This is a genomic window from Arthrobacter sp. KKT183, assembly GCF_055657625.1.
Genome location: NZ_CM145770.1, coordinates 2,647,189 through 2,673,751 on the forward strand (window position 1 = coordinate 2,647,189; position 26,563 = coordinate 2,673,751).

A 26,563-nucleotide genomic window follows, 5' to 3' on the forward strand; every position below is an offset into this window, starting at 1 on the left:
AGACCTCACTGAAGGAGCCGTCAAAGTGATCCCCCGCCGTTCTGAAGTTGCCGCCTACATCACCGATACCGCCCCCGGCGGAGGAAACCGCCTCCCTGCACGGTCCTGGCTGCGCAGCGACGCTCCGTCACTGACGCTCGACGGTGAGTGGCGCTTCCGCCTCCTCCCCGGCGTGCCCGGCACGCCCGGCGGTCGAGGCTTCCTCCCCCAGGGCGAGGCGCCCGAGAGTATGGCCACAGAAGAGTACGACGACGCCGCGTGGGACACGTTGCCCGTTCCATCGCACTGGGTGCTTGAAGGTGACGGTGCCTACAGCCGCCCGATCTACACGAATGTCCAGTTCCCCTTCCCATGCGACCCGCCGTTCGTCCCTGATGAGAACCCGACCGGGGACTACCGCCGCACCTTCGAGATTCCGGCGGAGTGGGTCCAGGCTGAACGCATCGTGTTGCGCTTCGAGGGCGTCGAATCCCGCTACAAGGTATGGGTCAACGGCGAAGAGATCGGCTGGGGGGCAGGCAGCCGTCTGGCCCAAGAATTCGATGTCACGCCAGCTTTTCGGGCCGGAACCAATACGATCGCCGTCCGCGTCCATCAGTGGTCCGCTTCAAGCTACGTCGAGGATCAGGACCAGTGGTGGCTCCCGGGCATTTTCCGCTCCGTAACACTTCAGGCACGCCCGGCTGGTGGAATTGAGGATTTCTGGCTCCGCACCGGTTACCACGACGGAATCGGGACGCTCGATCCAGAGGTGATCGCACCGGCGTCGTCATTCCCCATCCGCCTCAGCATCCCGGAGCTCGGGATCGACGTCGAGTGGGCCAAACCCGCGGATGTCGCGCCGCTTGAGGTGGGCAGCGTCCAGGCCTGGTCCGCCGAAATACCGCAACTCTACGACGCGACTGTCGCCAGCACCACGGAGACAATCGCGCTGAGGATCGGGTTCCGAACCGTAGAAATCATTGGCGACCAGTTCCTGGTTAACGGCCGTACAGTGACCTTCCACGGCGTGAACCGGCATGAGACCCACCCCGAACAGGGACGTGTATTCGACGAAGACTTCGCCCGCGAAGACCTTCTACTCATGAAGCGCTTCAATGTGAACGCCATCCGCACAAGCCACTATCCGCCCCACCCGCGGCTGCTCGAACTGGCGGACGAGCTGGGCTTCTGGGTCATCCTCGAATGCGACATTGAGACGCACGGGTTCGAGCGGCACGACTGGGTCGGTAACCCGAGCGACGACCCTGCTTGGAATGATGCTTACCTCGACCGCATTGAGCGGACGGTGGAGAGAGATAAAAACCACCCGTCCATCGTCATGTGGTCCCTTGGTAATGAATCCGGTACGGGCGCGAACCTCGCTGCGATGTCCGCGTGGGTACATGCCCGGGACACCGGAAGACCCGTCCACTACGAAAGCGACTACACGGGCGCCTACACAGACGTTTACTCGCGCATGTACTCCACAGTGCCTGAAACGGAGACAATCGGCCGTGACGGCGACACCAATCCGCTGCTCGGCTGCTCGGCCGCCGAGGCTGCCCGGCAGCGTACCAAGCCGTTCATCCTGTGCGAGTACGCCCACGCGATGGGCAACGGCCCCGGTAACCTCTCACTCTACGAGGCGCTTGTCGACCGGTACCCGCGACTGCACGGCGGGTTCGTATGGGAATGGCGCGACCATGGACTCCGTACCCGCACCTCCGATGGGACCGAGTACTTCGCCTATGGCGGCGACTTCGGAGAAGAAATCCACGACGGAAACTTCGTCCTCGACGGTCTCGTACTCTCCGACTCCACACCGACCCCCGGCCTCTACGAGTTCAAGGCCGTCGTCGCCCCCATACGGATCTCCTTCGAATCACCGGGCGGAAAGGACGCTGGAAGCAAGCCCCTCCTACGCGTGCGGAATCTCCGCCATACCGCGAGCACCGAAGACCTCACCTTCCGTTGGCGGCTGGAGGATAACGGTGAGACGGTCGCCTCCGGTGAGCTCTCGATTCTCGGCCAGCACGGCGGGCCCCTCGAAGCCGGCGAGGAAGCAGTGCTCGCGCTGCCCACCACGGGGCAAGGCTGCCGGGGAGAGGCGTGGCTGACCGTCGAAGCCGTTCTCGCCAAGAACACGCCGTGGGCGGAAGCAGGACATGAGATCTCCGCCGCACAGATGCAGCTCGCTGAACGATCCGCGCCCGCCGGTCCGCGACCGGTCCTGGGTTCGCTTGCACCGGCCGTCGGCACCAACCGACTTGAGCTTGGCCCGGCCGTGTTCGACGACGGCCGCCTCGTCGCGCTGGCAGGCCTGACAGTAGAAGGCCCACGCCTGGAGCTCTTCCGCGCCCCCACCGACAACGACCGCGGCCGGTTAGTCGGCAGCTACATCGACTCGGACCCCTGGGCACCCGACGCCCACGGCGTCCCAGGCAACGGCCGACCTGGCCCGTCATCGGCGGAACGCTGGCACTCGGCCGGGCTGAACCGTATGCACGGAAGGGTTGAATCAATAGAAACCAAAACGGGCGCCGTGCACGTCCGCACCCGCTACGGGGCCGCGGACCAGGCCCGTTGCGTCACCGTCGATGAGACGTGGCAACTCGACGGACAGTGCCTATGGCTGCGCATCGATCTCCTTCCCAGCAGCGGCTGGGAAGGCGTCTGGCCACGCGCAGGAGTTCGTTTCGGTCTACCTGACACCGTGGACGGCGCCTCCTGGTTCGGTCTCGGCCCGCACGAATCCTACCCGGACAGTGTCCACGCGGCTTTGGTGGGGCGGTACCAGGCTGGTATCGACGAGCTCCCCGTCAAATACGGGCGCCCACAGGAAACAGGCCACCGCAGCGGCCTGCGCTCCCTCGATCTCCGCACCGGGGCCCACCCATGGCTGCGGATCGACGCGTTCCCGGATCCGCAGGGACGCCTGCCCGGTTTCACGCTGTCCCGACACACAGCCCAAGAGCTCGCCACCGCAGCGCACCCGCACGAACTACCAGCCTCGGATCGCTCCTGGCTTTATCTCGACGCAGCACAGCACGGGCTTGGCACCCGCTCATGCGGGCCGGATGTATGGCCAACAGCGGCTCTCGCCCCGGAAGCCCGCAGCCTGACCCTGCTCATGTCCGCCACTGCATAGCGGCCAGCCTGCGTGCGCCCTCTCGAGGAGACCGGGGAAGTTCGAATCTGTGTACTAGAAAAATGTCAGAGGTACGGTGCAGACTGTTCTGCATGACGCAGATTCCGGTAGATCAGATCCTTACGCGGTACTTTTCGGCGAGCGCCGCGGGCAGGCATCCCGCCACGGTTGAGCGCTACAGGCGCGTATTCGACCACCTGCGACTGTTTCTGGACCGGGAGGGTCATTCCACGGTCAGTTCCGATACGGCCGCGCTACTCGCCCTGGAGCGGCAGTTCGAGCCTGAGGGCGCCTTCGAGCGGATACTCGGTGCGGAAGAGCTCGTCTTCGCACTCCCCCGGTTCCTCAGCGCCGCGTGGCTGCTACCGGATTTCCACGACCGGCTCGCTCAGATCAGCCTGGTCTCACGGCTGGTCCAGTGGCTGTGCAGCCGGGAGCTGGTGGACAGCCGGTGGCACCGCCACGCCGTCATGCAGACCCGGGCGGCAGCCGAGAAAGCGCGGCGGCGGGCAACGACGTGAAGGGCAGGCGCCCTGCGGTGCACGCTCCCCAGAACTAGTTCAGGGAACAGCCGATCAGCAGGGGTTCTGGCTGCAGGCGGATGCCGAAGCGTTCCTCCACACCGTCGGCAACCAGCCGGGCGATACTCAGCAGGTCCTCCGCTGAGGCTTCGCCGCGGTTGGTGACGGCGAGGGTGTGCTTGGTCGACAACGCGGCCCTGCCGCCCGCCGCGCGGTGGCCGGCATCATCTGCCAGGCCAAATCCCTTACCGAAACCTGCATGCTCGATGAGCCAGGCCGCACTGAGCTTCACGGAGCCGTTGGGCATCGGGTACCGGGGCGCCTCCGCCGGCAGGGACTCCGCCTCTGCCGCGTCGACAACCGGGTTGGTGAAGAATGATCCGGTGCTGTAGGTGTCGCGGTCTTCCGGGTCCAGCACCATGCCTTTCGTTGCACGCAGCTTGAGGACGGCACGTCGCACATCGGTGGCGTAGGTCCGTCCCCCGGCGTCGATACCGAGTTCCCGAGCCAGCTCGGCATACCGTACCGGTGCGCTCATGCGGCCGAGTCCCAGCTGGAACTGAACCGTGAGCACCACATAACGGGGAGATCCGGCGTCGGTCGTGCGCTTCAGGAGGGAATCCCGGTACCCGAACTTCAGGTCAAAGTTGGCCAGGGATTTGATGGACCTGGTCTCGCGGTCATACGTGCGCACCATGGCGATGGTGTGGGATACCTCTGATCCGTACGCGCCGACGTTCTGCACGGGTACCGCCCCGGTGGAACCGGGGATGCCAGAGAGCGCCTCCAGCCCGGAGTAAGCGTGCCGCACTGTGTACTCGACGAGCTCATCCCAGGGTTGGCCGGCCTGGGCGGTAACCATTACGCCTCCGCAGGTGGCGTCGTCGTCGTTCACTGTGAAGCCGGTCGAAGCAATTTTGACCACTGTTCCGGCGAAGCCGCTGTCCGCCACCAGCAGGTTCGAACCGCCGCCAATCAGCAGGAGCGGCTCCCCCGCCTCATCGGCGGAGCGGATCGCCTCGATGAGTTCCGCTTCAGTGCGTGCCACCACGAATTTGCGGGCGGGGCCGCCGACGGCCGACGTGGTGAACTGGGCGAGGGATGTCACCAGATCCGCACCACTGCCTGTGCCTTGACGAGCACCTTCTGTCCCCCGGCGGAGACGGTCAGGTCAATGCGCGCAGTCGAATTGTCCGGGTCCACAGCCCCGACAACTCCGACAACCTCGATGACCGCCCCGGCACTGCCAGGCTGCGCCGTGGTGTCCTCAACAACAACCGGCCGGGTGAAGCGGGTCTGGTAGTCGATCACGGCGGCGGGATCACCGATCCAGTCGGTTACTGCCTGGACCGCCGCGCCCATGGTGAACATGCCATGGGCGATGACTCCGGGTAGGTCCACACCCCGGGCAAAGGATTCATTCCAGTGGATGGGGTTGAAGTCACCGGATGCTCCTGCGTACTTCACCAGGTCCAGCCGGGTGACGTCGAGGGAGGAACGGCCGATTTCCTGGCCCACTTCAAGATCTGTCAGCGAAATTGTCATGCTTACTGCTCCTCCCCGCGCACCAGGATGGATGACGTGGTTGTTGCGGTTTTTTCACCTTCCACGGTGGAGATCTCAGCACGGGTGGTGATCATTGCTCCGCCGCCCATGGCCCGGACCTGATCGACGTGGAGTTCGGCAACCAGTTCATCCCCCGCGATGATCGGCCGGTGGTGGATGAACCGCTGGTCGGCGTGGACCACGCGGGTGAAATCAATGCCGGCCTCGGGATCGTTGATCAGCTGTGCGTCAGCCCGCTGGGCGATGATGATCGCGAAGGTGGGCGGCGCGACGACATCGCGGTGCCCCAGCGCGCGGGCGGCTTCCGGGTCGAAGTGCGACGGATGCGTCGCCTTCACTGCCTGGGCGAACTCGCGAATCTTCTCGCGGCCTACGGTGTAGACCTCACCAGCAGGGTAACTGCGCCCCTGGAGGTCGGGGTTGATCGTCATGAAACTCCTTATGATCCGGGCTTCCCGTCGCGGGCACGCCTGTTCAGGGTAACTGCTCGTCAGGCTACCGGCTGGTTGGGCCGGAACCATCCTTAGGCCGATGGCGGCGCTGCGCGTCCCGTCCACGCACCACCAGGCCGGCCAGATGTGCCGCCATTCCCGCAATGATGATCGGCAGGGCCGCGAAGACCAGGGGATCTGTCTCGAGCATTGCTCCGGCGATGGCCAGCAGGATTCCGACGCCGGTGAGGATCAGCGCAGCGATGACGAGCCGGCGGTACAGCGGCGATCCGGTGTCCCAGGGCGTGTTCAGCATCCTTTAACCCTACCGAAGCGATTCCCGCCGGTGACCGGTTAGCGCCGGCGTCCATCGGCGGAACAGTCCCGGCACCCGCATGACCAGCGCCCAGTAGAGCACTCCCGCTACCAGGGAGGCTGCAACGCCTACCAAGGGATGGAGGTTTTCAAGGTGCGGGAACACGAGCCAGTGTACGAGGTAGATGTACAGCGATGCGCTTGCGAGCACCACAGTGAGTTGCTGAAGGACCGTGGGGACCGGGAGTCTGGGAACCCACACGAGCAGCAGCATCCCTGTCAGGAGGGTCATTTCGCGGGCCAGGTCCCCATAGAAGAAGCCGGGGATGCACAGTAGCGCAACCGCAGTGATCAGCAAGCGATGCGCGGTACGCCGTGCCTTCGCCACCGCCCACCCAAGGGCGAAGAGCCAGAGCGCGGGGGCAGTGTTCGGCACCTCGAGGTCAACGATGTTGAACCGCGTCAGCAGACCCGCGGCGGCCAATCCCAGCGGGAACCCGAAGGGAAAACGCCGTTCCAGCCGTGCAACGGGAGGAAGGGCAAGCAGTGCAACCACACAGACAAGGAGGTAGGTCAGCACCTCGACGAACCAGAAATGCCATTCAGGTGTGACTTCCTGCGGGCCGACGAGCGCGTTCAGCAGGAAGATATTGGCGACGCTGTAGTGATCGGTAATGATGTAGCCCAGAAGAATCAGCGCCACGCTCGGCAGCACTATGCGGGCGATGCTGGTCAGCTGGCGTCGCAGCCGGTGCCAGCGTTCGCCCTGGAGCTGGAAACGCGCAAAGTTGTACCCGGCTGCGGCCATCAGCACGTGCGCCGTCCCTTCCCAGTGGAACAGGCCGATGTGCGTGCTGATGATGAAGATGATGGCGACCGCCCGCAGCACGATGCTCGCCTCGACGGCCGCGAAGAATCTGCGCCGACGCACCGGAGCTTTGGCCGCCGCGCGCTGTGCAACCTCAACAAGCTCTGCGACGGACCGCACGTGCCAGTCCGCGGGCAGGGTGCCCAGGGCCCGCTCCAGGCGTACGGACGTCGCTACATAGGACAGTGAATCGCCGCCCAATGATACGAAGGTGCTGTCATCATCGACTGCGGGTACCTCCAGCTGCTCGGCCAGAATCACGCGCACGTCATGCGGCCCCTCCTTGAGGGTGACCGACGGTGCACGTGCCTCCGGTGCGGGGTCGGCGAGGGCGAGAATCGACTGATAGTCCGGCTTTCCGCTGCTGAGCCGGGGAATCTGCTCCACCGCGTACATCGTCAGCGCCCCGCGCGGTATGCCTAGGTCAGGCGCCAGTACCTTACGGAGCAGCCCCGGTTCGTGATCGCCCTCCAACGCGACAACCAGGTGTTCATCGGTCCCGGCACAGGCGGCCCGCACGCCGAGGTCGGCGAGGATCTGCTCCACCCGTCCAAGGTCAATCCGCAGCCCCGCGACCTTGATGAAGCGGCTGCGCCGTCCAACCACCTCGTACAGTCCATCCGGGTGCCTCCGCGCCAGGTCTCCGGTGCGTAGCTCGTCAACGGTGCGGCCAGCAGCGAGGTCCGCGGACGTCTCCGCGTAACCCAGCATGACGTTGGGGCCGGTGTACACCAGTTCACCGTCCTTGAGCCCATCGACCGGATCGATCCGGAAACTGCCGCCGGGCACGGGCACCCCGATCCGGGATGGATTCTCCGCGGCAAGGGCTGGAGGCAGGTAGGCCATCCGCGCCGTCGCTTCGGTTTGGCCGTACATCACGAACAGCTCCCAACCCCGGTCATTCCCCAGTTCCGCGTACCGACGCACCAGATCCGGAGACAGGCGACCGCCGGCCTGGGTCACGTACCGCAGTGTCGGCAGGTCCATGTCTGCGAAACCGACGCGCTCGAGCAGCTCGAAAGTGTACGGAACGGCGGCGAAGGCGCTTGCGTCCGTTCGGCGGAACAAATCCCAGAAACAAGGGTCCACAACGGAGAGGTCAGTGAGCACCAGCGACGCTCCGGCGAGCAGGTGGCTGTTGAGTACCGATAGCCCGTAGCAATAGGACAACGGGAGGGTGGTGACAGCCCGATCCGCCGGCCCTATCCTCAGATACTCGGCGATGGCCGCGGCGTTCGCCTCAAGGTTCCGGTGTGAGAGCCTGACGAGCTTCGGCGAACCCGTTGATCCTGAGGTGCTCAGCAGGAGTGCGAGATCGGGATGCAGTTCGTGACTGGTGACAGCGCGGATTTCACGGATGCGCGGCGTTCCGTTCCCGCCGCCCGAGTCAATGACAACATCCGGGTCGAAAGTACTCCGTAGTGAGTCGACGGCGGAGGGCTTGTCTCCCGGTACCATGATCACAGGGTGCCCCGCGGACAGCGCAGCCAGATAGGCGACGACGGAGTCGAGGGTGTTGGTTGCCGCCAGCAGCACCAACCGCCGGTCCGGACCGAGGCGATCCGCAACAGCGTCCACCCGTTCCGCCAGTTGACGGTAGCTGAGGGTTTCACCATCCGTCACGATCGCAGCGCGGTCAGCGAAGCGGGTGAGGTCCGCTGCGAACCTGACGGACCGGGTAGCAGGTCTCAGGGGCAGAATAGGCGTTGTCAGAGACACAGGTTCACCTCGATGTGGGGATCGGGAACGGTTCCGGCGCTTGCAGTGCATGGCCGGCGATATCGATCGGCGGCTCGGTGACGGCGCGGTCATCAACCAGCAGGGTCGGTGAGGTCCCGGACGCAACCGTCACAGTGACGGCAGTGCCCGGCGCGTACCGCACATGGTGCGGTTGCCAGGACCGCAGCGTGCGGCCGGATGCCAGACGGACATAGTGCAGAACGAATGCCCCGCGGTACTCCAGCGACACAACCCGTGCGGATGCGCCCGGATCCGGAGCGAGCGCCACTTCATGCGGACGCAGAACGACGTCGACGTCGACGTCGCAGTTGGCCCACCCGGGCACGGTCGAGACAACACCGATCTCGCAGGTCAACAGCGCGTTGTGGACGTTGGCTGGAAGGAAATCGGCATCGCCCATGAAGGAGGCCACGAACCGGGTGGCGGGCTGCTCGAACACCTTATCCGGTGTGTCTGCCTGTTCAATCACGCCGTCGTGCATCACGACAACCCGGTCTCCCACGGACAGCGCTTCCGTCTGGTCGTGGGTCACCAGCAGACTGGTGGTTCCTGTCTCCTTCAGCACGGCTACGATATCTGCTCGTACCCGGCCCCGGAGCGTCTCATCCAGGCTGGAGAAGGGCTCATCCAGCAGTACGACGGCGGGGCGGGGCGCCAGTGCACGCGCTACCGCCACCCGCTGCTGCTCTCCGCCTGACAACTCATGCGGATAGCGGGCGGCAAGATGATCGAGGCGTACCAGCTCCAGTACCTCGGCAACGCGCTTCCGCCGTTCGGGGAGGGAGAGCCGGTTCAGTCCGAAGGCAACGTTTTTGGCGACGGTGAGGTTGGGAAACAGCGCATGGTCCTGGAACACCAGCCCCACACGGCGGCGTTCCGGTTCCTGAAAGTTCCGCCGGTCCGCCACAACATCACCGGCGATCGTGATCGTTCCGGAGTCCGGCCGTTCCAGGCCGGCTATCATGCGCAGCATCGTCGACTTGCCGCAGCCGGAGGGCCCAATGACGGTGAGCATCTCTCCGGGAGCCACTGTCAGATCGAGGGAGGTCGCGGCCGCGATGGCGCCGTACCGCCTGCTCACCCCGCTGAGGGTCAGCGCCCTGCTGACATTGACAACCTCACCGCGCATGGGTCACCGCCCCTGCCTGCAGACCCGCCGACCGCCGGAACAGGAAATACACCGGGATGACGGCCACGGCGATGATGCCCAATGCCGGCAGCGCAGCCTTCTCCCAGAAGTTCTCCCGGGCCAACTCGTAGACCCAGACAGAGACTGTGGTGAATCCGAAGGGTCGCAGCAGAAGCACTATCGGCAGTTCCTTCACGGCATCGATCGCCACCAGCGCCAGAGCGACAGCGACGCCCCGGCGGGCCAGCGGCAGATGCACGCGTGCCAGGAGCCTGCGTGGTGTGGCTCCGAGGCTCAGCGCGGAGGAAGTCAGTGCCGGGGAGATCTTGGCGAAGCTCGCGTCGACCGCCTGGTAGGCAGGCGCAAGGAAGCGCACCACGTAGGCAACAAGGATTCCCGCCACGGACCCGGTCACAAGCAGGCCGGTTCCGCCCGGGACGCCCGCGGATTCCAGCCATCCATCCACGCGGGCGAAGGCGATGAGCACACCGATGCCGATCACTGCCCCCGGCACGGCATAGCCGAAGGTGGTAACCTGCGCTGCAGTTGCCACGACCGGACCTCCGCCCAAACGCTGGGCGTGCCCGGTGACGAGCGCGAGTCCTGCGCACACGACTGCGACCAACAATGCGACGGTCACACTGTTTACGAGATACTCGGCGAAGCGAGGGTCCACCAGTGGTTCGGACGAGGCGAGCGCCTCACCGGCAGCCCAACCGATGAGCTGTACGACCGGGAGGATGAAGCCCAACCCGAGCACCCCCAGACAGGTCAGGGCGGCAGCCCATCTGGTCCAGCCGGTGAGCCTTCGGGGCTGCAGGCCCTCTCCCCGTCCAGGCTTTTGGTGGAACCGCGACCGTCCCCGCAGGAGCCGCTCACCGCCCAGCACGGCGACGGCGAACAAGAGCACCAGCACGGAAAGCTGGGTTGCCGCATTGAAGTCGAAGGTGCCTTTCCAGACCAGGTAGACTCCCACGGAAACGGTCTGGACGTTGAAGTACTGGACGGTTGCAAAATCCGTCAGGGTTTCCATCATCACCAGCGCCAGCGCCGCGGCAAGCGAGGGCCTCGCCAGCGGAAGCACCACCCGCCACAGCGTGCGGGCGCGGCCTGCACCGAGGGTGCGCGCGGCGTCGTACGTTGTTGCGCTTTGCTCCACAAGCGCCGACCTCGCCAGCAGATAGACGTACGGGTAAAGCGTCAGGGATAGAACGACGACGGCGCCCGCCAGCGTACGTACGTCAGGCAGCCAGGCGCCGGGACCGAGCACTGCACGCAGACCGGCCTGCACCGGTCCCCCGATGTCGAAGGTGGAGAGAAACACGAAGCCCAGAATGTAGGCGGGCATCGCGAGCGGAAGGACCAGCGCCCAGGAGAGCGTCTTCCGCAGTGGAAAATCATAGGCAGTCACCAGCCAGGCCAGGCCGCCGCCGATCAGCAGCGTCCCCACACCCACTCCCACCAGCAGGAGCACCGTGATCAGGACCATCGAACCGATGTCCTGCGGGATGCTGCCGGAGTTCAGGCTTCCGAGCCCGTCGACCACCACAGCGATGACCGGCATTGCCACCAGTGCTGCGGCAAGCAGCACAGCCGCGGACCACAGCGGACGGCCGTTCCCGGTCAGCCGATGCCGCCGTTGACCTGCAACGGCTGCGTCAACCAGGACAGCCGATTCGCTCACTTGTAGCCGGCCTCGGACAGGACATCGATCGCTTCGGCGTTCAGGTCGCCGTAGGCCGCAGCGTTCAGCGGCATGCGGCTGAACTCCCCGAATTCGGCAATCACCGGCTCGGGCTTGGCAGCCGGGTTCACCGGGAACTCATGGTTGGCGTCCACGAAGGCGTTCTGCCCCGTGGTAGCGAGCCACTCTATGAGCTGCTGGGCCTGCGCCGCGTTGTCCGAGTTCGCCACGACACCGGCCCCGGAGATGTTCACGTGGGTGCCGGCGCCCTCCTGGCTGGCCCAGTAGAGGTCCACTGCCAGGTCAGGGTTCTCCTCGAGGGTACGTGCGAGGTAATAGTGGTTGTTGATTCCCACATCGCACGCACCGGCATCGATCGCTTCGAGCAGGAGGATGTCATTACTGAGGATATCCACGTCATTGGCCACCCAGCCCCTGACGATCTCCAGTGCCTTGTCCCGGCCGTGGAGGTCGATCAGGCTCGCGACCAGTGACTGCGTGTAGGAGGACGTGGCGTCGCGCATGCACAGCCGTCCCTTCCACTTCGGATCGGCCAGTCCCGCGTAGCTGTCCGTGGCGTCGAACTCTGCCGGATCAACATTTTCCGGGTTATAGGTGAGGGTTCGCGCCCGCATGGCCAGACCGAACCACTGCCCCTCCGGGTCGCGGAGGTCCTCAGGAACGGCTTCATCCAGTGCGTCCGAACTGATCGGTGCCAGCACATCCTGGCGGGCGGCGTTCCAGAGATTTCCAGCGTCCACGGTCATGAAAACGTCTGCAGGGGTGTCACTGCCCTCGGCTTTGAGCCGTTCAAGCAGCTCGGCGTCATCACCGGTGATGAACTCCACGGAGATGCCGGTTTCATCGGTGAAATCAGCGAACGCACCCTCAAGGTCATAGTGGCGGGCCGAGTAGATCTGCAGGTCTGCAGGCGCGGCGCCGATACCGAGCACGCCACACCCGGAGAGGGCAAGCACGGGAACCGCAAACGCGGTGCAGGCAGCAAGGAGCTTCGGTCGAGGCATAGGGGTACTCCTGAAGGTAGCGGCGACAGCCGCAGCAAGCTTTACAAAGGCAAGCCTAACCTATCCAGATGTGACCCTCCGACTATGTTGCGAAGATCACTACCTGCGCTGCGTCCGGGCCAAGACGAGAAGTGCAGAGCCCGTCAGAAGAGTTCGTCCTGCACGGCGATGGGCGCGGATCGGAATTCCCCAAGCTCCACGCGACGGCCCCGCAGGAGCGCGAGGTTCAGGAGGAACCTGCCTTCCGGCACAGCGATCAGTGCGGTTTGCCCGAGCAACGCAAGGACGGCCCCACCGTGATCCCCTGTCTCAAAGCTGAGCGGGTAGACCGGTGCCCGCGCTGTCAGTACCTGTTCCCAGCTGCCCGGCGGATCCCACTGCTCCTCCACCGTTTCGAACCCATCAATGCCGACGTCGGCAGCCAGCAACCCACGCAGGCCATTTGCCGCTGCGGCATTCAGAACATCCAGATCCCTGGGCGCCCGTGGGCGGGCCAGGGCCGCAGTCTTCGCCGCCGACCGGACAGCCTGCGGCAGGCCTGCATGGCGGGTTGCAGCGTCTTCAAGGACGCGGACTATCCGACCGTCGTCGGCACGAGCGACATAACGGGCAACGACTGCGCCCTGCTCGGTCAGCCGGCTCCATTTGCTGCGGTGCGAGGCCGTTCCCACCTTGGTGGCGCCGTCAGCGAAGGTCGCGACATAGAGCCAGTGCTCCTGTGCGAGATAGGCGGCAAGCCCGGGAGGCGCCACACCGGAGCGGTGAACGTCGTGCATGAACCGGAAGTCATCACGCGCGAAACAGGGGCCGCACTGGTAGCCGCGCTCCGCCGTCGTCTGTTCCGGGCAGGGAAAGGAGCGGCGGTCCTTGGGTCCCGGCACCTTTGAATAGCCCAGGCAGAAGCGTGCACCCCTGTCCCCGAGGAGTCGGAATCCAAAAATTGCCGGAAGATTCTCAAGCGGCAACGACGCCGGAGCGCCCGGCGGCGTGGCAAGGACGAGGGCCGGACCGGACCGGTCCCAGGACACGCCGTGGCACAGGAAAGGTCCGGTAAGCATGTCGCCACGCTACCGGACCTCCCTGTTTGAAGTACGCCGCCGGAGAGGTCAGGCCGTCTGTCCCTCGTGCGGACCTTCCGCGATCTCCTCGAGCACCTTGTCATTGAAGGCGGGCAGATCATCGGGGTTACGGCTGGTGACGAACCCCTTGTCTACTACAACCTCATCATCGGTCCACTCAGCACCCGCGTTACGAAGGTCTGTTTCGAGCGTGTGGTAGGAGGTCATCGACCGACCGCTGACCACGCCGGCTTCGATGAGCAGCCACGGAGCGTGGCAGATCGCAGCTACGGGCTTGTGCTGTTCAAAGAAACTGCGTGTGAAGGCCTGTGCGTCCTTATCCACCCGCAGATGGTCCGCATTGACGACGCCGCCGGGCAGCACCAGTGCGTCGAAATCCTCGGCCTTTGCCTGGCTGAGAGGGAGGTCGACGGGGAATTCATCACCCTTGTCCGTGCCGTTGAAACCCTGCACCGAGCCCTCGCCGGGCGCCACGAGTGTGGGCACTCCACCAGCGCCCTTCACTGCTTCCCAGGGGCTGGTCAACTCAACCTGTTCCACGCCGTCCGTGAGCAGGAAGGCCACTTTCTTGCCGGAAATATTGTGCATAGTCATGCTTCCTCCATTCCGTTGGCTTACGGGTTAAGCCTAGGAACGATCGGAATGATAAGCAACCTGACTATTACAGGCCGTCAGCTACTGCGGCGGCAGCAGCAAGCCAGGCACCCTGTGTCGCCGGCTTCAGCGCACCCCAGCGGATGCGGCCCTTCAGCAGCGCCACATCATAAGGTATGGTGACGGCACTCCGCGCAAGCTGTGCGAAACCGTCCGCAATCTGCTGGGCCTGCGCCGCTGTACCGTTCTTGTCTGACTGGCTGACAATGACGACGGCGTTCTGCGACAGCTCCGCATACTTCCCACCGCGTGCACGAAGAGCCTCGAGCAGTAGCGCGCCCGCTTCCGCGTGCTCCTCAAGCGTGGTGGTGGCGATGACCAGCTGGTCCGTGTGGTGGATCATGCGCAGCCAACGCTCGGCGGTCTCATCATTTCCGGAGTCGACGATGTTCAGCCGGAAGTACTTTGAGGCAACTTCGTGGAGGGCGTCGAAATTATCGGCGGTGATTTTCTGCTCGGAAGCGAGCACATCCGGCTTGGACCGCAGGACGTCGTATTTGTCCTCCGTCTGGTGGTGGACGTAGCGGGCAAGCAGCGCAGACTGGGCGGAGGGAGCCAGCAGCTGACTTGTCTCGGGCAGCAAGTCCATCACCGAGGAGTTGTGTGGCCCCTGTTCGGTCCGCCAGCCCAGCGTGCCGCGGGTTTCGTTATTGTCCCAGGCGAGCACCGGTCCCCCGCCGTTCCGGGCGAAAACCGCAGCGAGCATCACGGTGGTCGGCGTCTTGTTTGCGCCACCCTTGCCGTTCACCACGGAGATGGTCCGTGGACCCGGCCAGTGCTGGCTCACGGCACGCGTATGCGCCCGAATGACCAATTCCCGCTTCGATGGCGCAACGCGGATCCCCAACCGGGACAGCAAACCGCGGAAACCGGTCTCTGCGGGAACAGTTCCGTTATCCGATGCCAGGAAGGAACGGCGCCTGCCCTCGGCTGAGTCCTGCCGACGCGACTGGCGTGGCGGGTCAGCGGGGGTGCTGGGCACCGACGGAACGGGAGGCAGGGTGGTGACGGCCGTCGTCGTACCTGGTCCGGTTTCTGGTTGCATGCGGCCCTCCGGCACGGTGGGTGGTGCCGTGGCGGGAGCCGACGGCACGGGAGCGGAGCCGGCGGGCGCCACGGAGCCGGCAGCGGGTGCTGGTGGTTGCTGGGGAAGGACCACGGGAACGGACATGGTGCGGACGCTATGGGCCGATTCGTCAAAGCGGATGTCGAGCACCGGACGCCGGACGGTGTCCTCGGTGTGGCCCTCCGGCTGTGCGCCCTGTTGCGGCGCCTGCGGAGCCGGTGACAAGCGGTCCGCGAAGCGGGGAACCTCAGAGATGGGCCCTGTTCCGGGGTCACGTCCGGTGCGGCGTCGGCTTGCCCGGGTTGGGAAGTCTTCCGGGTTCTCGCCCGGCCCCCAGGCCGAATCGTTGTCAGTCATGGTTCCTGTCCTGTCGATGTGCCTCGCGCCCCATACTATAAGGAGGCTGACCACAGCCCGTCCCTGGTGCAGGCACCGGGAAAACACAACAGGCCGACAGCTCACTGCGAGCCGCCGGCCTGACACTTGTAGCGGTGGCGGGACTCGATCCCGCGACCTCACGATTATGAGTCGTGCGCTCTAACCAGCTGAGCTACACCGCCATAAATGAGACTGCCCGCTTCAATCTTACGATCTTTGGCGGGCCTCCCATTTGAGAGCCCCCCACCGGAATCGATCCGGTGACCTCGTTCTTACCAAGAACGCGCTCTACCACTGAGCTAGGGGGGCAACAGCAGAAAACTTTACCAGCTAAATCGCGTGCTGAAAAATCGAGTTGTGGGGTGGCCCAGCACAGCGAAAAGCGCCGGTGTTGCGCACAAACGTGGGGAACTTCCCACGAATCTGCACAACACCGGCGCTTTTGCGGAGGACGGAGTTCAGCGTCCCATCAGGATGCTCGAATTACCACTTTTCGCGGCGGCCGTTACCGGCACCGGCGCCCTTCTGATGACGCGGCTTGCGGTCGCCGGAGGTTGCTCCGCGGTCGCTGCGGAAGTCGCCGTCGTGCGAGCGCTCGGTGCGGAAGCCGCCGTCGTGTCCGCGGTCACCGCGATAGCCCTCACCCTTGCGATGCGGCTTCTTGAAGTCACCGGCGGGGCGGTCGCTGTTGGGGCGCCGTCCCTTGTCCAGCTCGAGGTGGATCAGTTCGCCGCCGATGCGGGTCTTGGACAGCGCGCGCCACTGGTCCTTGGAGAGCTCGGCAGGGAGCTCAACCAGGGTGTGGTCCGCGCGGATGTCAATCCCGCCGATTTGCGACGACGACAATCCACCTTCGTTGGCGATGGCTCCAACGATGGAGCCGGGCATGACGCGCTGGCGGCGACCAACGGCGATGCGGTAGGTAGCGTTACCCTCGGTGAGGGTGCGCGTGGGTCCGCGGGAGCCGAAGGCGTCCTTGCGGCCGCCTGCCCGTTCCTTCTGGCCCGCCGGCGCCTGCGGGATGTCCTTGACCAGGATGGGGTTTCCGCCCTGGGACATGACGGCGAGCGCTGCGGCGATCTCCGCGGCGGGCACGTTGTGCTCATTTTCGTAGTTGGCGATCAGGTCACGGAAGATCGAGACGTCCTCAGTGGCGAGGGTCTCGGTGATGCGCTCCGCGAACTTGTTCAGGCGGAGCTCGTTGACCGCCTCGGTGGAGGGCAGGTGCATCTGCTCGACCGGCTGGCGCGTCGCCTTCTCAATGGAACGCAGCAGGTACTTCTCACGCGGCGTGATGAACAGGATGGCATCGCCGGAACGGCCCGCGCGGCCGGTGCGGCCGATGCGGTGAACGTAGGACTCGGTGTCATGCGGGATGTCGTAGTTGACCACGAGGGAGATGCGCTCAACGTCGAGGCCACGGGCTGCGACGTCCGTTGCCACGAGGATGTCGATCTTGCCGTCACGCAGGGCCTCGATGGTGCGCTCACGCTGCTGCTGGGGAATATCACCGTTGATGGCAGCGGCCTGGAAGCCCCGGGAACGCAACTTGTCCGCCAGGTCTTCTGTGGCCATCTTGGTGCGCACGAAGGCAATGATTCCGTCGAAGTCCTCGACCTCAAGGATGCGGGTCATTGCGTCGAGCTTGTGCGGGCCCATGACCTGCAGGAACCGCTGGCGGGTATTGGCGCCGGTGGTGGTCTTCGACTTGACCGTAATTTCCTGCGGATTGTTCAGGTACTTGGAGGCGATGCGGCGGATGGCGCTCGGCATGGTCGCCGAGAACAGCGCAACCTGCTTGTCCTCGGGCGTTCCTGCGAGGATCTGCTCCACGTCATCGGCGAAGCCCATGCGCAGCATCTCGTCAGCTTCATCGAGCACGAGGTACTGCAGGTTGGACAGGTCCAGTGATCCCTTGGACAGGTGGTCGATGACACGTCCCGGGGTGCCGACCACTACCTGAGCGCCGCGGCGCAGGCCTGCCAGCTGGGGGCCGTAGGCCGAACCGCCGTACACGGGCAGCACGGTGAAGTTGTCGATGTGCTTGGCGTAGGAGGCGAATGCCTCAGCGACCTGAAGCGCGAGCTCGCGGGTCGGTGCAAGGACAAGGACCTGCGTGAACTTCGCAGGACCGTTGAGGTCCGCGAGCTCAGCCATCCTGGACAGCGCGGGAATGGCAAATGCGGCGGTCTTGCCGGTTCCGGTCTGGGCGAGGCCTACGACGTCGCGCCCTTCCAGCAACACCGGAATGGTGGCTGCCTGGATGGGGGACGGCTTTTCGTAGCCGACGTCGGACAGCGCTGCAAGCACGCGACCGTCGAGGTTGAAGTCGGTGAACTTCACATCAGGCGTGCCGGTGTCTGCAGTTTCGGTTTCAGGGGTGGCAGTAACGTCAGGGGACAGGTTTTCAGGCATGGGGAAGTTGACCTTCACTAGGAGCCGGGCGGCGTGGTGAGCCGCATGAACAGGAAATCCAGCGCTGTTTCAATCCCGCGGCAGGACCATACATTCCAGCTTTGCACCGCTATCACAGCGGTGAAGTGCAATGTTTCTGACCGGCGCTCCCTGAATGAATCTGCCCGCTTCGATCAACGATGCGGGCCCCAACACAACCAATCCATGCCGCATGAGGGCAGGAATAAAGGGAAAACCGGTGTGGGGGATGTTTCAAGTGTACCCCACGGAGCTCCCGGCTCTTCCGTGGGAGACGCAATCTCGACGTGAGGCTGCCCACAGGACCTCTCCGGCATCGTTCAGAACAGGTCAGGCTGGCACCTGCTGTGCCTTCATCTGTGCCTGTGCCCGGGCGAGCACTTTGGCGACGTCCGGCGTGAGGATCGCGCCGTCGTCGTGCGCGGCCTGCAGCCTCGCTGCCTGCTCAGGCGAGAGGCCCGCGAACAGTTGGCCGACCGTCACCCCGTGTTCCGGTCGATGCTCGACGACGACGGCGTCCCCCGCCTCGATGTGCCCACCCTTCAGGACGCGGAGGTACGTGCCGATCCTGCCTTCCGCGGCGAAGCGCTTCACCCAGTTGGACTCCCCCAGATAGCGGGCGAAGTTCATGCATGGAGTCCGCGGCTCAGTCACCTCGAGGAGAACGTCTCCGATGCGCCACCGCTCGCCGATCACCGCATGGGTGGATTCATTTCCGGACACGCGGAGGTTTTCGCCGAACTTGCCCGGCACCATGTCGCGTCCCAGTTCCGCTGACCAGAAGTCGGCGTCTTCCTGTGAGTAGGCGTACACCGCCTTGGACGGGCCGCCGTGGTGCTTCCGGCTCGCCTGAATGTCCCCGGTCAGACCGAGCGGATGCACTTTGACGGGCCCGGCCGTAGCCCGCTTGTCGATTGCCGTGACGCCGGTGGAATCCTTCGTGGGCAGCAGGGCGTGGACGCGGCATACGGCAAGAAGGGCACCTGTTGTCATGTAGCGATGGTATCCGGCGGCGCGCACGTCACGCGCCGGCGCTTTTCAGGAGACCGAGAACCCGCCGTCGGCCTTGATGAGCTGACCGTTGATCCATCGGCCCGCCGGCGAGAGAAGGAAAGCGACGACGCCGGCCACATCGGCCGGCGTGCCGAGGCTTCCCGTTGGCTGCTGCTGGATGAGCGCTTCGCGTACCTCGTCGGTCATCCATCCGGTGTCCACCGGACCTGGATTCACAACGTTGGAACTGATCTTCCGCTCCCCCAACTCGCGTGCCGCAGCGATCACGATCCGGTCGAGTGCGCCCTTCGATGCTCCGTACGGCAGGTTGTGCACCGTATGGTCACTGGTCAGCGCGACGATTGCGCCGCCGTCGTCCGGGCACTGCAGCGCGAAGGCGCGGATGAGCTGCCACGCTGCACGGACGTTGACGGCGAAATGACGGTCGAAGCTTTCCACGGTGGTGTCGAGGATTGATGAGTCAACGCTCTCCGCATGTGAGAGCACCAGGCCCGTCAGCGGACCCAGTTCGGCGGCGTCGGAGATCAGTGCATCCGGCGTGCCCGGTTGCTCCAAATCTGCGGGCAGCAACGTGACGCGTGAGCCGATCGCCTCCAGCTCCGCGGCGAGATCCCGCAACTGGGTATAGGGATCCGTGGCCTGGTTCACCCGCTCGTCATAGGGGTGCCAGTAGGAGAGGACAAGGTCCCATCCCTCCGCGGCGAGGGCACGGGCGATTCCCGCCCCAATCCCCTCGGGACGGCCGGCGCCGGTGATCAGGGCTGATCGTTGCATCATCGGATCAGTGTAGGCAGACGGTAAGTTTGGTTGTGACCCCCACCACCGGCGAAAGGTCTCCACCCATGACTGTCACAGCAATCATCAACGCGCACGTCGTTCCCATTGAAGGCGAACCCTTCGACGGAACCGTGCTGATCGAAAACGGCAAGGTCTCCGCACTCGGAGCGGACGTCACCGCTCCGGAGGGTGCCGACGTCGTCGACGCCGACGGCAAGTGGCTCCTTCCCGGCTTCGTCGATGCGCACGTGCACCTCGGCACGCATGAAGAGGGCGAGGGCTGGGCCGGCGATGACACCAACGAGATGACGGATCCCGTCACCGCCGGCGTTCGCGCCCTGGACGCGGTGAACCCCTACGACCCAGGATTCGACGACGCCCTGGCCGGCGGAGTGACCTCGGTGAACGTGAATCCCGGATCCGGTAACCCTATCGGCGGCCTCGCCGTTGCGATCCACACGCACGGCCGGTACATCGAAGAGATGGTGCTGCGCTCCCCCAGCGGGCTGAAGTCCGCCCTCGGCGAGAATCCCAAGCGCGTGTACGGCGAAAAGAAGCAAACGCCATCCACGCGGCTGGGTACGGCCATGATCATCCGTAAGGCGTTCATGGATGCGCAGAACTACATGGGCAAGGCGGACGAGAACGCCCGTGACCCGAAGCTTGAGGCCCTGGCCATGGTGCTGCGCCGCGAGATTCCGTGGCGGCAGCACGCCCACCGCGCTGACGACATCGCCACTGCGCTGCGCATAGCGGACGAGTTTGGCTACGACCTCGTGCTTGACCACGGTACCGAAGCGCACCTGCTTGCCGATGTGCTGGCGGAGCGCGGGATCCCGGTGCTGATCGGACCGCTGTTCACCACCAAGTCCAAGGTGGAGCTGCGCGGCCGCTCGATCGCCAACCCGGGGAAGTTGGCGGCGGCCGGCGTCGAAATCTCCATCATCACGGATCACCCGGTCATCCCGATCAACTTCCTGGTTCACCAGGCGACCCTCTCCGTGAAGGAGGGGCTGGACCCGGTCACGGCGCTGCGCTCCATCACCATCAACCCCGCGAAGGTGCTGGGGCTGGCTGAGCGCATCGGTTCCCTGGAGCCGGGCAAGGACGCCGACGTCGTCCTGTGGAGCGGTGATCCGCTGGATGTCATGCAGCGTGCGCTCACCGTCTGGATCGGCGGCAAAGAGGTCTACCGTTACGACGAGGCGGCGCGCACCGGCGTCGTAGCTCCCCGCGGCTGACGTGGCACGACAGCCCCGCCCAGACCTTCCGCCACGGCCGCTGACCATTCGGGCAGCGATTGCCGTGGAGGTGCTGGTCAGCGTCCTGTTCCTGATCGCCGCCGCAAGCTTCCTGATCTCCGCGGCAGCCCAGGAGATAGACCGGGCGGGGCTGATCGGCCTAGGTGCGCTACTGGGCGGACTCGCCGTCGTTCAGCTGGTGCTGGTGCTGGGACTCCGCCGGGGCAAACGCGGCGCCCGTGAACTTCTGACCACGATCGGGCTCATTGTCGGAGTTCCAATCCTGGTCCGCCGCACGCCCGGCCTGTCCGTGGTGAGCGTGGTCATGCTGATCGGCGTCGTGCTGATGTGGCTGCCGACGTCGACAGCCTGGTTCCAGCGGATCAGCCCGAAGCCGCAGAACAAGTGGGTGCGGCTGGCCAGCCGGACGGTCAGCCCGTTTCGGAAGCGCTGATCTCCTAGAGGTTCGTGAACGCTTTCTCAAGGTCCGCGATGAGGTCCTCAACGTCCTCGATGCCCACGGACAGGCGCACCAGATTCTCCGGCACCGCCAGCTCAGTGCCCTTGACCGAGGCATGCGTCATCTCGGACGGATAGTTCATCAGGGACTCGATGCCGCCGAGGGATTCCGCGAGCGTGAAGAGTTCCGTCGATTCAGCGACCGTGCGCGCGGCCTGCTCTCCGCCTTTGAAAGACACGGAGATCATGCCGCCGAAGTCCCGCATCTGGCGCGCAGCAAGCTCATGGCCGGGGTGATCCGCCAGGCCCGGGTAGTAGACGCGCTCCACTTCTTCACGACCCTGGAGCCACTGGGCGATCGCGAGCGCATTGGTGCTGTGCCGATCCATCCGCACACCGAGGGTCTTCAGCCCGCGCGTGGTCAGCCACGCCTCCATGGGCGCGGATACGGCGCCCACTGCGAATTGGATGAAGCCCACCTTCTCGGCAAGGTCAGCATCATTGAGGATGACGGCGCCGCCGCTTGCGTCCGAGTGCCCACCGATGTACTTCGTGGTCGAGTGGACAACCACGTCGGCACCGAACGAGAGCGGCTGCTGCAGGTACGGGGTTGCGAACGTGTTGTCGACAACCAGCATCGCGCCGGCCTTCTTCGCGATGGCTGCAATGGCTGCAATATCGGTAATCTTCATCATCGGGTTGGACGGCGTCTCAACCCAGACCATGCGGGTCTTCCCGGAGTTCACCGCATTTTCGACGGCGTCGAGATCCGACATGTCTACAGCTGAATTGGTGATACCCCAGTCCGCGAGCACGCGGTTGATGAGCCGGTAGGTTCCGCCGTAGGCGTCGTTACCCAGAACGATGTGATCGCCGGGCCGGAGAGCTGCCCGGATCAGGGCGTCCTCGGCAGCAAGGCCTGAGGAGAAGCTGAAAGCATGCTCCGCACCCTCAAGCGCTGCGAGCTGGGCCTGGAGGGAATCACGGGTGGGGTTGGTGCCGCGCCCGTACTCATACCCGTTGCGCAGCTGGCCAATGCCGTCCTGCGCGAAGGTGGTTGTCTGGTACAGCGGCGGAATGACCGCGCCCGTGGTGGGGTCAGGGGTCTGCCCGGCGTGGACTGCGCGCGTGTTGAAGCCGTTGGTTGAGGTCACTGGGTTGCTCTCCTTCGAAAGGTTTAGCTGCTCAGATACGTCAGCAGGTCGTGGCGCGTAAGTATTCCCACGGGCGCTCCCACGAAGGTAACCATCAGGGCGTCGCTGCCCTGCAGCCGCTCACGTGCGCTGGTCACCGACTCAAGCGAGCCGATGAGCGGCATCTTCTCCCCCATGTGCTCGGAGATCTTGTCGGTGAGCTTGGCTGTGCCGTGGAAGATCTTCTCCGTGAGATGGCGCTCATCGACGGAGCCGAGGACCTCGCCCATCACCACCGGCGGTTCCTGCGAGAGGACCGGGATGTTGGACACGCCGAACTCATTCATGATCATGATGACGTCCCGGACGGTCTCATTCGGGTGCGTGTGCACGAGGTCCGGCAGCGCGCCGTTCTTCGAGCGGAGCACCTCGCCGACCGACGACTCATCACCGCTGTCCATGAAGCCGTAGGACTTCATCCAGTCATCATTGAAGATCTTGCCGAGATAGCCGCGGCCGCTGTCAGGCAGAAGAACGACGACGACGTCCTCCTCGGTAAGGTCCTTCGCCGCGCGGAGCGCGGCCACTACCGCCATACCGGACGAACCGCCCACCAGGAGGCCCTCCTCACGGGCGAGCCTACGAGTCATGGCGAAACTCTCGGCGTCGTTCACGGGAATGATCTCATCCGGAACCGACGGGTCATAGGCGTCCGGCCACATGTCCTCGCCGACGCCCTCCACGAAGTACGGGCGCCCGGTGCCGCCGGAATAGACCGAGCCTTCAGGGTCTGCGCCGATGACGCGGACGGTCCCCGACTCGCGGTCCTTCGAAATGTCCTTGAGGTAGCGGCCGGTGCCGCTGATGGTGCCGCCGGTGCCCACGCCGGTGACGAAGTGCGTGATCCGCCCCTCGGTGTCCCGCCAGATCTCAGGGCCGGTGCTCTCATAGTGGCTGAGCGGGCCGTTGGGATTGGAGAACTGGTCGGGCTTGAAGGCACCTGGGATTTCGCGCGTCAGGCGGTCCGAGACACCGTAGTAGGACTGCGGGCTGTCCGGCGCTACGGCCGTCGGCGTGACCACCACCTCGGCGCCGTACGCTGCCAGGACGTTGCGCTTGTCCACGCCCACCTTGTCCGGAACCACGAAGATGCACTTGTACCCGCGCTGCTGGGCAACCAGCGCAAGGCCGACGCCGGTGTTCCCCGATGTCGGCTCGATGATGGTGCCGCCTGGCCCCAGCTTGCCCTCTTTCTCTGCGGCGTCGATGATCTTGACGGCGATGCGGTCTTTCACCGACCCGCCGGGATTCATGTACTCCACCTTCACCAGAACCGTAGCGGCGATGCCATCGGTGACCTTGTTGAGCTTGATGAGGGGGGTGTTACCGATGAGATCCAGGACGGAGTTGGCGAACTTCATGGTTAACAAGTTACCGCTATGCACTCGGTGGAACTCACTCAATGGATCTGACGGCGCACCTGCGACCGGCGAACCGTCACCGGCACGTGCGAGCATTAACAGCATGACCATCACCGCTTCCGCCCCGGCCGCTCTGTCGGCAGAGTGGGAGCTCCATGAGCCGTACGCGCTACTGCCTTCCGTCGGACCGCTGCAGTGCGGTCCTTCCGATCCCACTGTCGTGATCCGAGAAGGCGCAGTGTGGATGGCTTTCCGGAACGACGACGGCGCGGCCACCCTTCGCTTGTCCCAGCGGGGCGGTCTGCGGTCATCTTCAGTGCACGCAACAGCGTGGGGACCGGGTGCCTCCCTTGCCCTTGCCTCTGTTCCGCAGTTGGCGGGATTGGTCGATGACTGGAGCGGGTTCGACTCCCCTGCCTTCGCGGCCGCGCTGCCCGAGTTGGCCCGGAAGGGCCGCTATCTTCAGCCCGGCCTCCGGTTGCCTGCAACCGGAAGGATGCTTGACGCCGTCGTGCGCGTCATTCTGGAGCAGAAGGTGACGGGGCTTGAGGCGAAGCGGGCATGGCGGTACCTGGTGACCCGCTTCGGTGATCCCGCACCGGCAGCGCCCGGCGCTCCGCGGGAGCTTCGGCTGCCTCCGACTGCTGCACAGTGGCGGCGGGTTCCGTCTTGGGAGTGGCACCGGGCAGGTGTTGATTCGAAACGGTCGGCCGCAGCGTTGCGGGCTGCCGGCGTCGCGTCCGGCCTGGAGCGGTTGGCGGGACTGGATGCTGCGGGTGTGCACGCCGGGCTGTGCTCGATTCCCGGGATCGGCGTGTGGACTGCCGCCGAGGTGCTTCAGCGCACGCACGGGTGTCCCGATTCGATTTCGGTGGGCGACTTCCACCTCGCGGCCTTCGTTGGGGCGGCGCTGACCGGCGAGCGCACTGACGACGCCGGAATGCTTGAGTTGCTCAAACCGTGGGCGGGCCAGCGTCAGCGGGTGGTGCGGATGTTGTACGCGAGCGGGTTCCGGAAGCAGGCGTACGGTCCGCGGCTGTCGCCCGAAGACCACCGGCGGCGGTAGGTTCTGCTGCCGGTGCGCGCAGTCCTGCACCTTCTCGCTGTCGGTGTTCCTGCCGTCCGCCTGTTTCCGGCGGTTGGCTGCGCCGTCGTCGTCATGTCCGGCCAGAAGCTGCAGGATTGTGCGTTTTTTTGGGGCTTAACGTGCGAAGGCTCCGGCCCCCACTGTTGACGGGGGTCGGAGCCTTCGACGAAGTCTTGTTATGCCTGGGGCTGAGCACCTTCAGGCTGCGCGCCGTCAGCGGAGGCCTTGGCCTGCTGCTCGGCGACCTGTGCGTGGACTTCCTTCATGTCCAGTGCCTTGACGGCGTCGACCAGCTCGGTGAACTGGTTGTTGTTCAGTGCACCCGGCTGCGAGAAGACGAGGACCTTCTCGCGGAACGCCATCAGCGTGGGGATGGAGGTGATGCCTGCTGCCGCGGCGAGCGACTGCTCGGCTTCAGTGTCCACCTTCGCGAAGGTGACGTCGCTGTGCTGCTGGGACACGGCGTCGTACACGGGAGCAAACTGCTTACACGGGCCACACCATTCAGCCCAGAAATCGACGAACACGATGTCGTTCGTTTCGATGGTCTCGGGGAAAGTTGCCTCAGTGATGTCAATAGTTGCCATGTCTTCACGCTAACGAGAATCGGCGGAGATGTCTCGTCCTGTTCGCTCTGCGCGAGGCCGCTTGGTACAACGCGAGGCTGGATGCGCGCAGACAAGACGGCGCGCTTCATTCCAATTCCGACACGTGGGTGGCGGTTATCCACATTTTCCTGCAAGTGCCACTGTGGGCGGAGCGCTTCGAATAGCGTCAGTTTCGCGGACGAAAACGCTACGGAAAGGACGCAAGATGACCCGCCATACGGCTTTGATTCTCACCCACCAACTGGATGCTGAAGAATCACTCGAACGCAGCATCGCTCTGCTCGACGACCTGTTCTCGAAACTCCCTTTCATTGCCGATCCAGGACGCACGGAACTACATGCCGTGGCGCCTGCAACCGTGTTGAAAGAGAAGCTCGTGCTTCCTCGGGGACAGCACGGCGAGGAACTGGCAGCAACCCCGGCCGGAGACGTGCACCACCTTTTCGATGGGCAAAGCTGGCACACGCCCGAGCAGTGTCCTCCTGCACCGATGGACAGCAATGGCGCTACAGGCTGGCAGTGGCTCTACTTCAACACACTGCACAACACAGATGCGAGCACCATCTGCTACCTCTGGGACATCCACGCGCTTGGTGCCCAAAGCGCTGCTTGATCCAGCGCGATCACAGCGAAAGGCCCGTACTACCCTGGATTTCCGGGCAGTACGGGCCTTCGTGGCGAGTGGCAGATGAGGGATTCGAACCCCCGTAGGCTGTGCCAGCTGATTTACAGTCAGCCCCCTTTGGCCGCTCGGGTAATCTGCCGAACGTCTCGTGAAGAGAAACTCTTCAGGAAGACTGCCCG

23 protein-coding genes and 3 tRNA genes are annotated in these 26,563 nt (G+C 64.8%); 6 read left to right on the forward strand and 20 right to left on the reverse strand.

What is annotated here, in order from left to right:
* Positions 1-25 precede the first annotated feature (25 nt).
* The gene (locus ACZ2GY_RS12585) at positions 26-3,130 is read left to right on the forward strand and encodes a glycoside hydrolase family 2 TIM barrel-domain containing protein (RefSeq protein WP_471672025.1); all 3,105 of its coding nucleotides are present in this window, start codon (positions 26-28) and stop codon (positions 3,128-3,130) included.
* Positions 3,131-3,222: 92 nt separating this feature from the next.
* On the forward strand, positions 3,223-3,651 hold the full coding sequence (locus ACZ2GY_RS12590) for a hypothetical protein (protein WP_471672026.1): 429 nt from the start codon (positions 3,223-3,225) through the stop codon (positions 3,649-3,651).
* Positions 3,652-3,685: 34 nt separating this feature from the next.
* Here the strand turns inward: ACZ2GY_RS12590 and ACZ2GY_RS12595 are convergent, their stop codons facing one another.
* The 16 genes from ACZ2GY_RS12595 to ACZ2GY_RS12670 form a co-directional block, all read right to left on the reverse strand.
* Positions 3,686-4,759, reverse strand: a complete 1,074-nt coding sequence (locus tag ACZ2GY_RS12595; RefSeq protein ID WP_471672027.1) for a UDP-N-acetylmuramate dehydrogenase — start codon at positions 4,757-4,759, stop codon at positions 3,686-3,688.
* Positions 4,756-5,196, reverse strand: a complete 441-nt coding sequence (locus ACZ2GY_RS12600) for a MaoC family dehydratase (RefSeq protein WP_277358708.1) — start codon at positions 5,194-5,196, stop codon at positions 4,756-4,758. Before ACZ2GY_RS12600 ends, ACZ2GY_RS12595 begins: the two co-directional genes overlap by 4 nt.
* A gap of 2 nt (positions 5,197-5,198) precedes the next feature.
* Positions 5,199-5,648 carry an FAS1-like dehydratase domain-containing protein gene (locus tag ACZ2GY_RS12605; RefSeq protein WP_056543893.1) on the reverse strand — a complete coding sequence of 150 codons (450 nt, stop codon included), beginning with the start codon at positions 5,646-5,648 and terminating at the stop codon, positions 5,199-5,201.
* Positions 5,649-5,712: 64 nt separating this feature from the next.
* Positions 5,713-5,964 carry a hypothetical protein gene (locus ACZ2GY_RS12610; RefSeq protein WP_277358709.1) on the reverse strand — a complete coding sequence of 84 codons (252 nt, stop codon included), beginning with the start codon at positions 5,962-5,964 and terminating at the stop codon, positions 5,713-5,715.
* Between the two features lie 9 nt (positions 5,965-5,973).
* The gene (locus tag ACZ2GY_RS12615; protein ID WP_471672028.1) at positions 5,974-8,550 is read right to left on the reverse strand and encodes an AMP-binding protein; all 2,577 of its coding nucleotides are present in this window, start codon (positions 8,548-8,550) and stop codon (positions 5,974-5,976) included.
* A gap of 4 nt (positions 8,551-8,554) precedes the next feature.
* The gene (locus ACZ2GY_RS12620) at positions 8,555-9,700 is read right to left on the reverse strand and encodes an ABC transporter ATP-binding protein (protein WP_471672029.1); all 1,146 of its coding nucleotides are present in this window, start codon (positions 9,698-9,700) and stop codon (positions 8,555-8,557) included.
* Positions 9,690-11,384 (reverse strand): ABC transporter permease, encoded by a 1,695-nt coding sequence (locus tag ACZ2GY_RS12625; RefSeq protein ID WP_471672030.1) that lies wholly within the window; start codon positions 11,382-11,384, stop codon positions 9,690-9,692. Before ACZ2GY_RS12625 ends, ACZ2GY_RS12620 begins: the two co-directional genes overlap by 11 nt.
* Positions 11,381-12,409: an extracellular solute-binding protein gene (locus tag ACZ2GY_RS12630; RefSeq protein ID WP_471672031.1), complete on the reverse strand. Its 1,029-nt coding sequence runs from the start codon at positions 12,407-12,409 to the stop codon at positions 11,381-11,383. Before ACZ2GY_RS12630 ends, ACZ2GY_RS12625 begins: the two co-directional genes overlap by 4 nt.
* Before the next feature lie 143 nt (positions 12,410-12,552).
* Entirely contained in the window at positions 12,553-13,467 is a 915-nt protein-coding gene (locus ACZ2GY_RS12635; RefSeq protein ID WP_471672032.1) for a DUF2797 domain-containing protein, read from the reverse strand.
* Between the two features lie 48 nt (positions 13,468-13,515).
* Complete coding sequence (locus ACZ2GY_RS12640) at positions 13,516-14,082, reverse strand: type 1 glutamine amidotransferase domain-containing protein (RefSeq protein ID WP_056543877.1); 567 nt, start codon at positions 14,080-14,082, stop codon at positions 13,516-13,518.
* Positions 14,083-14,149: 67 nt separating this feature from the next.
* Positions 14,150-15,565, reverse strand: coding sequence for a MinD/ParA family ATP-binding protein (locus tag ACZ2GY_RS12645; protein ID WP_471672033.1), 1,416 nt, complete (start codon positions 15,563-15,565; stop codon positions 14,150-14,152).
* 129 nt (positions 15,566-15,694) lie between these two features.
* Positions 15,695-15,768 (reverse strand) — tRNA-Met (locus ACZ2GY_RS12650).
* Between the two features lie 55 nt (positions 15,769-15,823).
* Positions 15,824-15,895: transfer RNA gene (locus ACZ2GY_RS12655), tRNA-Thr, on the reverse strand.
* Between the two features lie 174 nt (positions 15,896-16,069).
* Positions 16,070-18,001, reverse strand: a complete 1,932-nt coding sequence (locus ACZ2GY_RS12660; RefSeq protein WP_471672034.1) for a DEAD/DEAH box helicase — start codon at positions 17,999-18,001, stop codon at positions 16,070-16,072.
* A 348-nt stretch (positions 18,002-18,349) separates the two neighbouring features.
* Positions 18,350-19,012, reverse strand: coding sequence for an MOSC domain-containing protein (locus tag ACZ2GY_RS12665; RefSeq protein ID WP_471672035.1), 663 nt, complete (start codon positions 19,010-19,012; stop codon positions 18,350-18,352).
* Between the two features lie 45 nt (positions 19,013-19,057).
* The gene (locus tag ACZ2GY_RS12670) at positions 19,058-19,810 is read right to left on the reverse strand and encodes an SDR family oxidoreductase (protein WP_471672036.1); all 753 of its coding nucleotides are present in this window, start codon (positions 19,808-19,810) and stop codon (positions 19,058-19,060) included.
* Between the two features lie 65 nt (positions 19,811-19,875).
* Between ACZ2GY_RS12670 and ACZ2GY_RS12675 the strand changes: the two genes are divergently transcribed.
* Together ACZ2GY_RS12675 and ACZ2GY_RS12680 are read left to right on the forward strand one after the other, a co-directional pair.
* Positions 19,876-21,051, forward strand: coding sequence for an amidohydrolase (locus tag ACZ2GY_RS12675; protein ID WP_471672037.1), 1,176 nt, complete (start codon positions 19,876-19,878; stop codon positions 21,049-21,051).
* Between the two features lies 1 nt (position 21,052).
* Positions 21,053-21,505: a hypothetical protein gene (locus ACZ2GY_RS12680; protein WP_471672038.1), complete on the forward strand. Its 453-nt coding sequence runs from the start codon at positions 21,053-21,055 to the stop codon at positions 21,503-21,505.
* A gap of 4 nt (positions 21,506-21,509) precedes the next feature.
* Here the strand turns inward: ACZ2GY_RS12680 and ACZ2GY_RS12685 are convergent, their stop codons facing one another.
* Both ACZ2GY_RS12685 and ACZ2GY_RS12690 read right to left on the reverse strand, forming a co-directional pair.
* Positions 21,510-22,664 carry a cystathionine gamma-synthase gene (locus ACZ2GY_RS12685; protein WP_346027227.1) on the reverse strand — a complete coding sequence of 385 codons (1,155 nt, stop codon included), beginning with the start codon at positions 22,662-22,664 and terminating at the stop codon, positions 21,510-21,512.
* Positions 22,665-22,687: 23 nt separating this feature from the next.
* Positions 22,688-24,064, reverse strand: coding sequence for a cystathionine beta-synthase (locus ACZ2GY_RS12690; protein WP_471672039.1), 1,377 nt, complete (start codon positions 24,062-24,064; stop codon positions 22,688-22,690).
* A 103-nt stretch (positions 24,065-24,167) separates the two neighbouring features.
* Here ACZ2GY_RS12690 and ACZ2GY_RS12695 point away from each other — a divergent pair, with 103 nt between their 5' ends.
* Complete coding sequence (locus ACZ2GY_RS12695; RefSeq protein ID WP_471672040.1) at positions 24,168-25,130, forward strand: DNA-3-methyladenine glycosylase family protein; 963 nt, start codon at positions 24,168-24,170, stop codon at positions 25,128-25,130.
* A gap of 197 nt (positions 25,131-25,327) precedes the next feature.
* On the opposite strand, the gene trxA is transcribed toward ACZ2GY_RS12695, so the two are convergent.
* Complete coding sequence (gene trxA / locus ACZ2GY_RS12700) at positions 25,328-25,738, reverse strand: thioredoxin (protein ID WP_277358723.1); 411 nt, start codon at positions 25,736-25,738, stop codon at positions 25,328-25,330.
* 226 nt (positions 25,739-25,964) lie between these two features.
* Here trxA and ACZ2GY_RS12705 point away from each other — a divergent pair, with 226 nt between their 5' ends.
* Positions 25,965-26,372, forward strand: a complete 408-nt coding sequence (locus ACZ2GY_RS12705; protein ID WP_471672041.1) for a hypothetical protein — start codon at positions 25,965-25,967, stop codon at positions 26,370-26,372.
* A 69-nt stretch (positions 26,373-26,441) separates the two neighbouring features.
* Here ACZ2GY_RS12705 and ACZ2GY_RS12710 read toward each other — a convergent pair.
* Positions 26,442-26,523: transfer RNA gene (locus ACZ2GY_RS12710), tRNA-Tyr, on the reverse strand.
* Positions 26,524-26,563: the final 40 nt, after the last annotated feature.

Excerpts from the sequence above, each read along its gene's own strand:
- ACZ2GY_RS12590 (WP_471672026.1), top strand. The coding sequence starts at position 3,223 with ATGACGCAGATTCCGGTAGATCAGATCCTTACGCGGTACTTTTCGGCG.
- ACZ2GY_RS12600 (WP_277358708.1), bottom strand. The coding sequence starts at position 5,196 with ATGACAATTTCGCTGACAGATCTTGAAGTGGGCCAGGAAATCGGCCGT.
- ACZ2GY_RS12605 (WP_056543893.1), bottom strand. The coding sequence starts at position 5,648 with ATGACGATCAACCCCGACCTCCAGGGGCGCAGTTACCCTGCTGGTGAG.
- ACZ2GY_RS12610 (WP_277358709.1), bottom strand. The coding sequence starts at position 5,964 with ATGCTGAACACGCCCTGGGACACCGGATCGCCGCTGTACCGCCGGCTC.
- ACZ2GY_RS12620 (WP_471672029.1), bottom strand. The coding sequence starts at position 9,700 with ATGCGCGGTGAGGTTGTCAATGTCAGCAGGGCGCTGACCCTCAGCGGG.
- ACZ2GY_RS12630 (WP_471672031.1), bottom strand. The coding sequence starts at position 12,409 with ATGCCTCGACCGAAGCTCCTTGCTGCCTGCACCGCGTTTGCGGTTCCC.
- ACZ2GY_RS12635 (WP_471672032.1), bottom strand. The coding sequence starts at position 13,467 with ATGCTTACCGGACCTTTCCTGTGCCACGGCGTGTCCTGGGACCGGTCC.
- ACZ2GY_RS12640 (WP_056543877.1), bottom strand. The coding sequence starts at position 14,082 with ATGACTATGCACAATATTTCCGGCAAGAAAGTGGCCTTCCTGCTCACG.
- ACZ2GY_RS12645 (WP_471672033.1), bottom strand. The coding sequence starts at position 15,565 with ATGACTGACAACGATTCGGCCTGGGGGCCGGGCGAGAACCCGGAAGAC.
- ACZ2GY_RS12660 (WP_471672034.1), bottom strand. The coding sequence starts at position 18,001 with ATGCCTGAAAACCTGTCCCCTGACGTTACTGCCACCCCTGAAACCGAA.
- ACZ2GY_RS12665 (WP_471672035.1), bottom strand. The coding sequence starts at position 19,012 with ATGACAACAGGTGCCCTTCTTGCCGTATGCCGCGTCCACGCCCTGCTG.
- ACZ2GY_RS12670 (WP_471672036.1), bottom strand. The coding sequence starts at position 19,810 with ATGATGCAACGATCAGCCCTGATCACCGGCGCCGGCCGTCCCGAGGGG.
- ACZ2GY_RS12675 (WP_471672037.1), top strand. The coding sequence starts at position 19,876 with ATGACTGTCACAGCAATCATCAACGCGCACGTCGTTCCCATTGAAGGC.
- ACZ2GY_RS12690 (WP_471672039.1), bottom strand. The coding sequence starts at position 24,064 with ATGAAGTTCGCCAACTCCGTCCTGGATCTCATCGGTAACACCCCCCTC.
- ACZ2GY_RS12695 (WP_471672040.1), top strand. The coding sequence starts at position 24,168 with ATGACCATCACCGCTTCCGCCCCGGCCGCTCTGTCGGCAGAGTGGGAG.
- trxA (WP_277358723.1), bottom strand. The coding sequence starts at position 25,738 with ATGGCAACTATTGACATCACTGAGGCAACTTTCCCCGAGACCATCGAA.
- ACZ2GY_RS12705 (WP_471672041.1), top strand. The coding sequence starts at position 25,965 with ATGACCCGCCATACGGCTTTGATTCTCACCCACCAACTGGATGCTGAA.